This window comes from Clostridium sp. LS3 (assembly GCF_055330225.1).
On the sequence record NZ_CM143921.1, the window covers coordinates 3,313,054 to 3,325,743 of the forward strand.

The window sequence follows — 12,690 nt, forward strand, 5'->3', positions numbered from 1 at the left end:
TAGTAAAAAACTCATTTACTTATGGTACGGTTCCTCATTCTTAATCCTAAATAATATAACCATAGACACCACACTTTCTATTGTCAATAGCTTCATTATTTAGTTAAGATATGAATACTACTCCTCTCAACTTAACTATTTTAAAAATTAATTTTCACAATTTTCAAAGGAAGTCTCATTTCGCGACCCCCTTTGAATTTACATTAATTCTATCCAATCACTTAGTTTATTATAAACTTTAAACCCTCTTCTCTTATACATTTCATAGGCAATACTATTCTTTTCTATTACTGTTAAACAAATTTCTTCTACTTGCTTTTCATTTAAGAATTGTATTGCTGTTTCTAATAATTTTTTACCATAGCCTTTTCCCCTATACTCTTTTATTAATCCTATATCAAAAAAAGCTTTTTTATCATTAATACTTGTATTTAAAAAACCTATATTTTTATCTTTATCTAGTACAATAAAATGATCTTCATTGTCATTTTTATTTGCTAAATAACCTTTCGCATCTTCTATTTCTATATAAGTTCCATGAGGCATATCCATAAAAGACTTATTATATACATCAACATATTCCTCAATATTTTCTTTTGATAACTTGATCTTATCTAACACATCATTTGATTTTTCTCTATTGTTTAAAATCATATTGAAGGATGAATAACTTCTTTTTAGTCCAATATCTTCAGACAAATTAAGCAAATTACTATTTCTTATCCCAAGCAAAACCTTATTAGCATAATATTTATTAGATAATTCTAATGCCTCATTAATTAATGATTTTAATATTTTTTCATTATCTAATGGACAGATTAATCCAGTTATATAAACTGTTTTTAATTTATTTACTAATTCTAATATAACTGATATCTTACCTAATATTATATTGTCATCAAAATAAAATAAGACACCTTCTCCATAATTGCATAACTTCCCTTTAATCTCTTCCTCAATTTCAACTAAAGATATCTCAGTATTTTCATTTTTCTTTATAAACTCTAATGCTAAAATTTTCTCATCATTATTTAATTCTAAAAAACTCTTTATCATTATTCCTTTACCCAATACTCACTACAATCTTTAGATCTATCTAAAAATCCATATTGAATTAAAGCTCTTCTTATTGTTACATAATCTTCATATATTCTTTTTAATACTATATTTATTTCTTTTTCAGAATATTTCTTTCCTACATTGAAGTTTTTAGTTATTTCTTCTAATAGTATAATTTTCTTCTTTTCTTTAGCTGGATAGCTTTTTAACGCACCATTTTCATCTATATAAGTTTCTATTACCTTAATCTTTTCTTCCTTAGTTATATTAAATCTATCATCTAAGGTTGTTGCTCCTTTGTGTGCATCACAAATAACATCTTCTTCTAACACATTTATATCCTTATTTGTATCTTTAGCAAGTAAATTCATAGTTGCTAAAAATAACTTAGCTTGTTTTTCCTTTTCTCTTAATTTATATCTATGGTTTCTAATAGTAGAATTAGCAATACCTAATTTCACTGCTATTTCTTTATCTGTAAGTCCTAAAGCTATTAGTTCAATTACTGCTTTTTGAGATGATGATATCCCTGTATAAAGTGAATTCATATTTAATAAATAACTTAACATAGATTTATGCTTTTCCTTTATATGAAGCTCAGCAGCCTTTTTTGCATCATATAAGTTACCACCTATTTCATATATTCTTCCTTTAATAAATATTTCTTCACATACTATACATTTTATATATTCTTCTGTTTCTACGAATCCCTTTTCTATTTCATCTATAGAAGCTCTCCAAAAAAACTCATTATCCATAATTATACCTCCAAATTATTGCTTATATATTTATAGTAAAACAAAACAGCAAATCAGTCTATATATAAATAAACATTTTATAATTAAGTTTGTATTTTAAGGATAAATGAGTCTATAATACAATTAAATTTTAAATATATTAATAAGAACCAATAATATATATTAATGAAATAAAAGTATTTATATATATCTATAAATTATATAGATATTAATTAAATTCTATAATTATTATAATATTGTAAAATTCTTAGTATTAATAATTAGTAAACTATATATACTAAACTATAGAAAATTTATTATTTGGAGGTATATTAATGCATAATAAATATAATGATCTTTTTGATAGCTTAATAAGATCTTACTATGAAGACAACTTTGATGAAACTCTTTCTAGAATTATGGTATGCCATGAAACTTCTCCACAAGAAACTTTTAAAATAATTACATCGCTTTGTGGAGTATCAATAGACTTTGATAATAATTATATATATAACTTAAAAAAAGCAATTACTAATTATGAGGTTAATAAGAGATTTATAGAAAAGCTTGATAGTTGTAGTGTTAATTGTAAACAAGATGATAATAAAAAATTTAATTGTCAAGTAAGTTGTCCATTTGATGCAATATTATATGATGAAGATAATAAATCAACATACATAGATTACAATTTATGCGTTGGTTGTGGTTTATGCGTAGATTCTTGTAAATACGGTAAGATATTGGATAAAGTTGACTACATTCCTATTGTGGATTTAATAAAAAATAATAAAATGGTTATAGCAGCTGTTGCTCCTGCAATTATGGGACAATTTGGAGACAATGTATCAATGGATCAGCTACGTGCGGCATTTATTAAAATAGGCTTTACGGATATGGTTGAAGTTGCTTTTACTGCTGATATGCTTACAATTAAAGAAGCTGTTGAGTTTAACAATCATGTTAATGGCCCTAAAGATCTAATGATTACTTCTTGTTGCTGCCCTATGTGGGTTGGTATGCTTAAAAAGGTATATAAAGAATTAGTTCCCGATTTGTCTCCTTCTGTTTCACCAATGATAGCTGCTGGAAGGGTGATAAAGAAATTAAATCCAGAGGCTAAAGTTGTTTTTATAGGACCATGTATAGCAAAAAAAGCTGAAGCAAAGGAACCTGATTTAGTTGGTGATATCGACTTTGTATTAACCTTTCAAGAGCTAGACAATATCTTCAAATTATTAGAAATTAATCCTGAGGAATTGCAGGGAATTCCTTCTAAAGACTATGCTTCTAGAGGTGGTAGATTATATGCTCGTACAGGTGGTGTATCTATAGCTATAGGAGAAGCTGTTAGTGAACTCTATCCTGAAAAATATAAACTCTTTAAACCTATTAAGGCTTCTGGTGTTAGGGAATGTAAAGAATTATTAAGTAAGGCATTAAATGGTGAAATAGAAGCAAACTTTATAGAAGGCATGGGCTGTATTGGTGGTTGTGTTGGTGGACCTAAAGCAATTATTCCTAGGGAACAAGGAAAAATATCAGTAGATAATTTCGCTTATAATTCTCCTATAAAAGTAGCTACTCATAGTTCTACAATGGATAATGTTTTAGAAAAGCTCAATATAACATCATTAAAAGATTTTGAAGATGATAGTAAAACTTCTATTTTTCATAGAAACTTTTAAATTCTAAACTTTTAGCTTATGTACATTCTTATATATTGCATATAAAAAAATAAATATATAAGAAAAGTTTATCTTTAATTATTGTTTTTAACTATCATATTATGATTATTTTTAATAAAATAACCTCTAATAAGTAGCTTTAAGTAGAAATAAATAATATTATCTATTTTTCTATTGTTAGCATATTTTATGTATTATCATATTCTATATATAGAAGAGCTTTTGTTGGAGGTACATTTTCTTTGGATACTTTAAGCGTTTGTATTATAGCTAGAAATGAGGAAGAAAACATATTACGATGTCTTAAAAGCATAGAAGATATTGCTGATGAAATAATACTAATTGATACTGGATCTATTGATAATACAATTACTATAGCCCAAAAATTTAATGCTAATATAATAGAGTTTCCATGGAATAATGACTTTAGCTTAGCAAGAAATAAGGCGCTAGAAAATGCAACTAAAGATTGGATTTTATACATTGATTGTGATGAATCATTAGATATTACTCAAGTTTATACTCTAAAAAATATATTAGATAAATCTTCTCATATAGGCTTTAGATTAAAACTTATAAACATAATTGATAACAAACCTTATTGCGGTGAATATTTACTTAGGCTAATTAAGAATAATTGTGGATTTTATTTTTCTGGAAAAATTAATGAAACTATAAAAAACTCAATATATACTGATTCTTATGAAAATAATATTCTAAACCTAGATATTATATTATATAACTATGGCTACGATTTAAATCAAAAGAAATTATATGATAGATGTAATAGAAATATTTCTATATACTTAAGCTACAAAGATGAAGAAAAAGATTATCTGTATTACTACAACCTGGCAAATGAGTATTTCCTTTTAAAGAATCTAAAAAAGGCTATAGATAATTATATTATAGCAATTTACCTAAGTGATAATTTTTTTATAAATAGTTATATTACTTTTACAATAATAAAGGCTTACTTTAAAATGCGAAAATATGATACCGCAATTTTAATAGGTGAGAAGTTATTAGATAAGTATGATGCTTTTAGAGAAATATATCTTTTAATTGGAATATGTTACGAGAAAATAGGTAATTTAGATAAGTCTAAAGAAAACCTTAGAAAATATTTAAAATTATTCACTAAAGGCTCCAACTATTATTTTAGTTTAGATTATATAAATATGAAAAACTTAATACCTGAAATGTTTGGGTTTAATATAGAAACTTTAAAACGCTTAAACTAAATGGTAAAAGGAGGATAAGTTTTAATACTTTTCCTCCTTGATAATTTTCAATTATTATTAAAGTACTTTACAAAATGTTAGTGGAACCATTTAAAGTTTTATAAAATATAAATTATTGCATACTACTATAAATTTTTTAGGTTATTCGCCCCTTTTTTCTTTATTATTTGTTCTAATACATTTAATCTAGTTTTCCCCAAAATTTGTTTTGGCTTCTTAGCTATTTCATTGTCTTTATAAAATTTTGCTTTGTTTGCTTCTATGACCATAAATATCTTTTCTTCTAATGCTTCATCTTCTATATTACCTTCAAAATAATCATCTATATAGTCTCTTAAAGCATAACTAAGTTCCTCTTGATTTTTATAATATAATCTAATTCCACCCTTATTCAAGAATATTATCCTCCCTAAAAAAATCTACTTTTTAACATATATTTTATACTAAAAATATACTATACACAATATGTAATAAAGTTCTTAATTTTTATTTAATTATTATATAAACAAAACTTATTATTTAAATAATTTTTAGTATCTTAATTAAATAAGTTCTATATGTTAAAAAGGTGATTAGAATAATTTAAATTATTCTAATCACCTTTTATTTCCTTATTTATTGCTTATACTTTTTTTATCTATTTTTCTTTTTTCTGTTTCATCTACAACTAAAGCAGCTACTGCTGATCCAGTTACATTTGTTGCTGTTCTCATCATATCTATAATTGCATCTACAGCCATAACCATTGCCATACCTTCTATAGGTAATCCTAAAGTAGATAATACAACTGTTGTTGACATAGTTGCGGCACCAGGAACCCCTGCTATACCTATTGAAGATATAATTGTTGTTAATACTATTAAGAAGTAATGGTACATTGTCATATCAACATTAAATACATTTGCTACAAATATTGCAACTATTGCTGGATATAATCCACCACAAGCATTCATTCCTATAGTTGATCCAAGAGGAGCTACAAAGCTTGCTATATTTTCAGAAACCTTAGCATTTTCTACTAAACTCTTAATTGTTACAGGTAATGTTCCATAACTACTTTGACTTGTAAAAGCTACAATTTGAGCTGGGAATATATCCTTAAAGAACTTTAATGGATTTTTTCTTGCAACAAATGCTATTAAAGGAGTATGAACTAATACTATTTGTAATATACAAGCTATATATACTGCTAATATAACATTGATTAATGATTTTATTGTATCCATCCCATTTGTTGCTGCAGTTGTTGCAATTAGTGCAAAAACTCCATATGGTATAAATTTTAATACTATTCTTGTTATACTTAAAACTAACTCATAAGTTGATAATATAAAATCTTTAAATGGTTTAACCTTTTCTGGATTATTATTATCTTCAATTACTAAAGCTATTGCTATGAAAAGTGAAAATATAACTATTGGGATTATTTGATTGTTAACTATCGAAGCTACTGGATTTGATGGTAAAAAGTCTAATAATACCTTTGAGAATGCCGGTATTTCTCTTGCTTTAAATCCTTCTGCTCCAACAAAGCTTATTCCTTCTCCTAATTTAAATATCTTACCCATAACTATTCCTATTATTGATGCAACCCCTGTTGTCCCAAGTAATATTGCTAATGTTTTAAGACCGATTGATTTTAAAGTATCTAAGTTTTTAAGTCTAATTATACTTGTTATTATTGATACCATAACTAAAGGAACTACTATCATTTTAATTAATGATATATACCCCTTACCTACAACTTCAAGGAATTTTATATTTTCTTTAAACACAGCTCCTAGTATTAAACCTATTGTTAATGCTGTTAATGTTGCATAAGAAAACTTTCCTGTTTTTGCTTTTACTAAATAAATTATATAAAGTGCTGCTATTGATAAAATAATAGCTAATATCAAATTAATATTCATTTTATTTCCTCCTAGTATTTATATTTTATTATTATTTTTTTGCTGGCCTGCAACTTCTTTTATAGAAAATCACTTAAATATTTTAAGCAATTTTATAAATAAAAAAACCTACTACCACTGTACTATACAGAGGCAGAAGGCAAACTTCCACGGTTCCACTCTGATTAGATATTATAAAATATCTATCTCATTCTTCGGTACAATAATACCTTATCTCTATAATGGGAGATCCCATAAACCCCTACTTAATTCGGGACTTAAACTCCAAGGGGCACTTCATTAATAAAATCATAGGTTATCTCAGCAACTTAACCTTCTCTGTGATAATTATCATTAATTACTTTCCCTCTTCATCGTCTATAATTCATATCGGATTACTATGATTTAATTATAGCATCATTTTTTCTATTGTCAATATATAAATTATAGATTTAATTTATATATTTGAACGGTATTTTTTGGTATATTTTAAGAGAGTAAAATTAAAAATTTACTCTCTTAAAACACTTATTTATTATCAATATATGAATCTACATTATCTTTTGTTATTTTAGTATGTGGTATTTTAATGTATTTTTTATCCTTAATTCCCTCTATTTCTTCTAAATTTTTTCCAGTAGATACTGCTAAAGAGATATCAAAAATTGCTTTAGCTTGTGCCTCAGAATCACTTATTACAGTTCCAGTCATTTCACCTTTCTTAACCGACTCCATCGCTTCTTTTATTCCATCTATTCCGACAACTAAAGGTTTATTAGTGAATTCATTACTAGAGTTTATAGCATGTATTGCTCCAAGTGCCATAGAATCGTTGTTGCTAAATACCACCTCAATACTATCTCCAAATTTCTTAATCCACTGATTCATTTTAGATATAGATTGGTCACTTTGCCAATCTGCACTATCATCTGCTAGTTTTTCTACTTGAATTTCTTTTTCAGTAATAGCTCTTATACAGTATTCTGTTCTTATAGAAGCATCCTGATGTCCTAGTTCTCCTTCAAGCATAACGTATTGAATTTTATTATCTTTATTTTTATCTATTAAATCCTTTTTTGAAAGCCACTGATCTATTATTATATCAGCCTGCATCCTTGCTGATTGTTCTGCCTGTGCACCTACATAATATATTTTATCCCATCTATTCATATCCTCTTCTACAGGTTCTCTATTAAAAAATATCAATGGTATGTTAGCTGACTTTGCCTTATCAATTATAGTCGCAGCAGCAGTTCTGTCTACTAAATTTACACATATAACATCATAATCTTGGTTTGTAAATTTATCTACTTGATTACCTTGATTTATTATACTCCCCTTTGCATCTACAACATCAAGAGTTATTTTAGATTTGCTATTATTTTCATTTTCCTTAGCTATTTCTTCTAAATTTTTAGTAATTGTAGATATAAAGACATCATCTTGCCTATAAAGTGTTACCCCTATTTTTATTTCTTTCTTTGATTTTATGTTAGTTTCTTTATTACAGCCTACAGCAAGAGTTGATATTAAGATCATACTTAATAAACTAATTAATTTTTTACCCTTTTTCACCTTAACCTCTCCCATAAAACATTTTTTATCTAACAAATGGAAATAGCATTCTTTGATTTTCCTTAGAGTACATGTTTCTGCTGTTAATTATTGTCGATGTTATCACACTCTTATCAATTTCCTTTCCCTCAATTTCTGATACAGAAGTTTTTACACTTAAATAACCTACATTAAATTCATTTTGCATTGCAATTGAATTTATTACATTTTCTTCAATTAAAGAAATTATTAAGCTTGTACTTCCAGTACCATATAGCTCAATATTAGATTTTATATCATTACTATTCTCAATATATTTTTTAGCTTTTCCAATACGCTCTAGAAGGTTAGGTTCAAATGCAATTATTACCTTCTTATCATCTTTGTCTATAATAGATCTAATTTTATTATAAAATTCCCCTTCATCTTTTGGTAAATCTAAGAGTTCACAGCTATTCTTACTTTTATTTATCTCCTCCATAAAACCCATATATCTTTCGTCTATACTACTGCAAGTTAGATCACTTTTTGCAATATAAATTTTATTTCTTGTATTTCCATTTTTAACAACTTCTTCTGCAAGACTTTTTCCTAGCTTGTAATTATCACATGATATATATGGAATATTTTGTTTCGTTTCTATATTGGATTCAAATAGGACTATAGGAACTTTTTTTCTTACATCCTCTATTTTATCTACCATCTGCTTGTAGTCTGCTGGTGATATTAATATTGCATCTGTTCCATCACTTATTTCTCTCTCTATTAATTCAATTTGCTCCTCAACACTATTTTCTTCTAATAAAGTTAGAAATCTTATATTTACATTCATTTCTGAAGCTGCTTGATCCATTCCTTCTTTTATTATCCTCCAGCTTTCACTATTTCTTCCTCTTATTATTACTGAAACATCATACACTTTAACCTCTTTTTTATTTTCCTTATTTAAAAGTAATATAAAAGATGAGATAAGCATGATAAATAGAAATATAAAAACTGCTTTCTTTTTTAATCTCACTATTTATTCTCCTTAATACTGTAAAAGTCTATACATGGCATATGAACTCTTATTGTAGTGCCCTCATCAGGCTCACTATATATTTGTAGTCCATAATCTTTTCCAAAGTACAATTGTATTCTTTCATGTACATTCCTTAACCCTATTCCAGAACCCTTCTTTTGGGAATTACTTTCATTGGTTAAAAGTTTATCTGCTACCTCTTGAGGCATTCCTAAGCCATTATCAATAATATCTATATATAGCTCACTATTTTTAATATAAGATTTTACTAATATATCTCCATCACCACTCATATATTCCATTCCATGATAAATTGCATTTTCAATTAAAGGCTGAATTATTAACTTAATGCTAGTAAGATTTAAAGTTTCTTCCTCTGATTTTATATCATAAGTAAACTTATTCTTGTAACGTATATTTTGAATTGTTAAATAATTTCTAGCATGTTCCAATTCATCTCTAACAGTTATTACATTTTTCCCCTTACTTAAGCTAATTCTAAAAAACCTAGCTAAAGCTGTTACCATCACTATAGCTCCATCATAATTTTCATTCTCTATCATCCATATAATAGAATCTAAAGTATTATATAAAAAATGGGGGTTTATTTGTGCTTGTAATGCATTTAATTCACTTTTTCGCTTTTCTTCTTGCTCCCTCATTACATTATTCATTAATATGTTCATTTCATTTACCATGGATCTTATAGCTTTTCCTAAATGTTGTATCTCATAAGAGCCACTTTCTGATATATTTAAATTTGCTATACCATTTTCAAACTGCTTAACTGATTTCTCTAAAGATTTTATTGGATTAGCTATACGAGACGATACAAACATATTAATTGATATTAAAGTAAAAATTGCAAAGAACATTATAAATATTGCGAATATTTTCATTTCGTAATAATCTGCTGTAATATCTGACATTGGAGATATGGCAATTATCTTCCACCCAGTATATCCAACTGTCTTTACAGTCACTAATCTCTTATTTCCTTGAAATTTTTCTATATGATTTCCATCTTCATAATTTGCTGCATCATAATTATTTTCTTTTATTAAATCTGAATATATTAATTGTTGCCTTGGATGATATATTATTTCACCAGTACTGTCTATTAAATAAACATATCCGTTCTTGCCCATATCAACATTTTTACATATTTGCTCAATACCACTAAAATTCATATCTACTAAAAGAACTCCACCATTTGTTTTACCACTTTCAGTTAATTCAACAGCTCTGCTTAAGGATACAACCCAAGTATATTTATAATTAGGATCATAAAATAAATTTTGTACATGTGGAGTTGAAAAATGTAAATTTTCTCTTTTGTTTATTGCACTTTGAAACCATTCACTCTCCATTGCATGAACATTATTTTTTAATTGCTGTAATGGATAAGACGCTATTATTTCACCATAATCTGAAAATAAACTTATACTTATAAGATAGTCTTTATTAGCCTCATAAATCAAATCCATTTCCTTATTTATATCTTCAAAGGATAAATCCTTTTTCTTTATTCCTCTATAATATATAGTATCTGATATTTTCATCATTTTTCGCAAATAAGTATCTAAGTTTAAGTTTACTTGCTCTAGTATGGATTTATTATTTTTTGATACCATCTCTTCTGTTGAATTTGTAAATCTTAAATAAAGAGCTCCACCAACTACTATCATTCCAACAACTGCTACTATTGTAAATGATATTGATATTATATATTGTATACTAGCTTTTTTATAATATTTTATTATTTTACTTCTAACAGAGTTTAGCATTTTATTTCACTCAATTCTTTCTGTACCTTGATGGTGATATACCAAATTTTTTCTTAAATACATAGCTAAAATAATTTGCTTCTTGGTATCCAACCTTTAAAGCAATTATGTAAGTTTTATCATCTGTTGTATTTAACAACTTTATAGCTTCTTCTAAACGAATATCTGTGAGATAATTTACAAAGCTCATATTAGTTTCTTTTTTAAATATAGTAGAAAAATATGTAGGACTCACATGTAGTTTTGAACAAAGCTTTTCTACTGATATTTCATAATCACTATAATTATTTTTTATATATTCCTTAGCCTTTTCCACTAATAATTTTGAAGAATTGACGCGCTCTTTTTTTATAAATTCATTTAATTTTATTGCCTTCTCTATAAACCATTCTTTTATTTCTTTAATTGAATCTAATTTATCTAAATATGAATAACAATTAAAGTCTTCTCCAAATATATCTCTTATATCTATATTATAAGCTTGTGTTAATTTAAGTAATGCTGTCATTGTTTCCATTATATAAATTCTATATTTATCTAATGATATAAAATGTTCCTCTACTTTTTTAAAAATACTTTCTACGATTTCTTTTATTTCCTCTTGTGATGATAACTTTATAGCATTTAGAAATTTTATTTCATCTTGCTCGTCAAATTGAAGCTGTATTGAGTTATCTGGTTCTACATCATCTATATATATTGTTTTACCATTTCCTAATATTAATCTATATCCTAAAGCACTTTGCGCCGTTCTATAGGAAAATCTTATTTCATTAATATTATTATATATTCTACCTATTCCTATAGACACTGTGCTTCCGAAGACACATTCAAAAATTTTGCAGACTTCATTTAATCCCTTTATAATCTTCATAATGTTATCCTTTTCATTGAGAGATAACAAAGTTACTATTTTATCTAAATAAGGAAAGCTTATAAATTTACAATAATTCTGCATAGTCTCATCTACTATATTCTTAATTGATATAGAAACTAACGAACTATCTTGTTCTTCAGGCAGGCCATCAATATTTATCAATACTACACATAAGTACTGATTTATAAAATCTAATCCTAATTGTTTTTCATTTTCTTTCCATTCCTCATTAGTAATCCTACCTTCTAAAGCTCCAATTAAAAACTGTTCTCTTATTACAGGAATACTTTCTACATAATGCTTTTGTAGAATTTCCATATTTCTTTTTTCATTATACTCTTTGTCCAGTTTCCCTTTTAGCCTTTTTAAAACCTCTATAAGTTCCATAGAATTAATTGGTTTTAATACATACTCAACAACATTAATTTTAATAGCTTGATGAGCATATTCTAAATCATCTGAGCCGGAAAAAATAATTATTTTAGTTGATGGCATTAAATCAACTACTCTTTTTCCAAGTTCTAAACCATCCATAAAAGGCATTTTTATATCTGTCATTATTACATCTGGATGAAGTTTTTCAGCCCTTTCTAAAGCTTCTTGTCCATTTTCTGCATCTCCTACGACTATGAATCCATGCTCTTCCCAATTGATTTTCTTAATAACTCCAAGCCTGATTTCCTCTTCATCATCTACAATCATTAACTTGTATAACCCCATAAATAACCTCCAGTAAGCAATATTAAAATAAATATATACTAAATCATAAAATATTCCAAATCTTCAAAATTAATTATATCATACTTCTTTATAAATTTTCACAAATATTTAGTTGTT

10 protein-coding genes and 1 other annotated feature are annotated in these 12,690 nt (G+C 26.5%); of the genes, 2 read left to right on the forward strand and 8 right to left on the reverse strand.

The features are described from left to right. Positions 1 to 198 precede the first annotated feature (198 nt). Positions 199 to 1,056, reverse strand: a complete 858-nt coding sequence (locus tag ACZJV1_RS15590; protein WP_463650728.1) for a GNAT family N-acetyltransferase — start codon at positions 1,054 to 1,056, stop codon at positions 199 to 201. After that, the gene (locus ACZJV1_RS15595; RefSeq protein ID WP_463650729.1) at positions 1,056 to 1,817 is read right to left on the reverse strand and encodes a DUF2087 domain-containing protein; all 762 of its coding nucleotides are present in this window, start codon (positions 1,815 to 1,817) and stop codon (positions 1,056 to 1,058) included. Before ACZJV1_RS15595 ends, ACZJV1_RS15590 begins: the two co-directional genes overlap by 1 nt. Before the next feature lie 314 nt (positions 1,818 to 2,131). Between ACZJV1_RS15595 and ACZJV1_RS15600 the strand changes: the two genes are divergently transcribed. Further along, positions 2,132 to 3,481 (forward strand): [Fe-Fe] hydrogenase large subunit C-terminal domain-containing protein, encoded by a 1,350-nt coding sequence (locus ACZJV1_RS15600; protein WP_463650730.1) that lies wholly within the window; start codon positions 2,132 to 2,134, stop codon positions 3,479 to 3,481. A 242-nt stretch (positions 3,482 to 3,723) separates the two neighbouring features. Beyond that, on the forward strand, positions 3,724 to 4,725 hold the full coding sequence (locus ACZJV1_RS15605; RefSeq protein WP_463650731.1) for a glycosyltransferase: 1,002 nt from the start codon (positions 3,724 to 3,726) through the stop codon (positions 4,723 to 4,725). Between the two features lie 125 nt (positions 4,726 to 4,850). On the opposite strand, the gene ACZJV1_RS15610 is transcribed toward ACZJV1_RS15605, so the two are convergent. From ACZJV1_RS15610 to ACZJV1_RS15635, 6 genes are all read right to left on the reverse strand, one after another. Next, complete coding sequence (locus ACZJV1_RS15610; RefSeq protein WP_411168795.1) at positions 4,851 to 5,120, reverse strand: TIGR04540 family protein; 270 nt, start codon at positions 5,118 to 5,120, stop codon at positions 4,851 to 4,853. 216 nt (positions 5,121 to 5,336) lie between these two features. Next, positions 5,337 to 6,635 (reverse strand): dicarboxylate/amino acid:cation symporter, encoded by a 1,299-nt coding sequence (locus ACZJV1_RS15615; RefSeq protein ID WP_460286687.1) that lies wholly within the window; start codon positions 6,633 to 6,635, stop codon positions 5,337 to 5,339. 125 nt (positions 6,636 to 6,760) lie between these two features. Next, positions 6,761 to 6,998, reverse strand: a binding site (T-box leader). 144 nt (positions 6,999 to 7,142) lie between these two features. Next, the gene (locus ACZJV1_RS15620) at positions 7,143 to 8,189 is read right to left on the reverse strand and encodes a galactose ABC transporter substrate-binding protein (protein WP_463650732.1); all 1,047 of its coding nucleotides are present in this window, start codon (positions 8,187 to 8,189) and stop codon (positions 7,143 to 7,145) included. A gap of 25 nt (positions 8,190 to 8,214) precedes the next feature. Continuing rightward, positions 8,215 to 9,186 carry a geranylgeranylglyceryl/heptaprenylglyceryl phosphate synthase gene (locus ACZJV1_RS15625; RefSeq protein ID WP_411168798.1) on the reverse strand — a complete coding sequence of 324 codons (972 nt, stop codon included), beginning with the start codon at positions 9,184 to 9,186 and terminating at the stop codon, positions 8,215 to 8,217. Continuing rightward, positions 9,186 to 10,976, reverse strand: a complete 1,791-nt coding sequence (locus ACZJV1_RS15630; RefSeq protein ID WP_463650733.1) for a sensor histidine kinase — start codon at positions 10,974 to 10,976, stop codon at positions 9,186 to 9,188. Before ACZJV1_RS15630 ends, ACZJV1_RS15625 begins: the two co-directional genes overlap by 1 nt. A 10-nt stretch (positions 10,977 to 10,986) precedes the next feature. Beyond that, positions 10,987 to 12,573, reverse strand: coding sequence for a response regulator (locus tag ACZJV1_RS15635; protein ID WP_463650734.1), 1,587 nt, complete (start codon positions 12,571 to 12,573; stop codon positions 10,987 to 10,989). Positions 12,574 to 12,690 lie beyond the last annotated feature (117 nt).

Excerpts from the sequence above, each read along its gene's own strand:
- ACZJV1_RS15590 (WP_463650728.1), bottom strand. The coding sequence starts at position 1,056 with ATGATAAAGAGTTTTTTAGAATTAAATAATGATGAGAAAATTTTAGCA.
- ACZJV1_RS15595 (WP_463650729.1), bottom strand. The coding sequence starts at position 1,817 with ATGGATAATGAGTTTTTTTGGAGAGCTTCTATAGATGAAATAGAAAAG.
- ACZJV1_RS15600 (WP_463650730.1), top strand. The coding sequence starts at position 2,132 with ATGCATAATAAATATAATGATCTTTTTGATAGCTTAATAAGATCTTAC.
- ACZJV1_RS15615 (WP_460286687.1), bottom strand. The coding sequence starts at position 6,635 with ATGAATATTAATTTGATATTAGCTATTATTTTATCAATAGCAGCACTT.
- ACZJV1_RS15630 (WP_463650733.1), bottom strand. The coding sequence starts at position 10,976 with ATGCTAAACTCTGTTAGAAGTAAAATAATAAAATATTATAAAAAAGCT.
- ACZJV1_RS15635 (WP_463650734.1), bottom strand. The coding sequence starts at position 12,573 with ATGGGGTTATACAAGTTAATGATTGTAGATGATGAAGAGGAAATCAGG.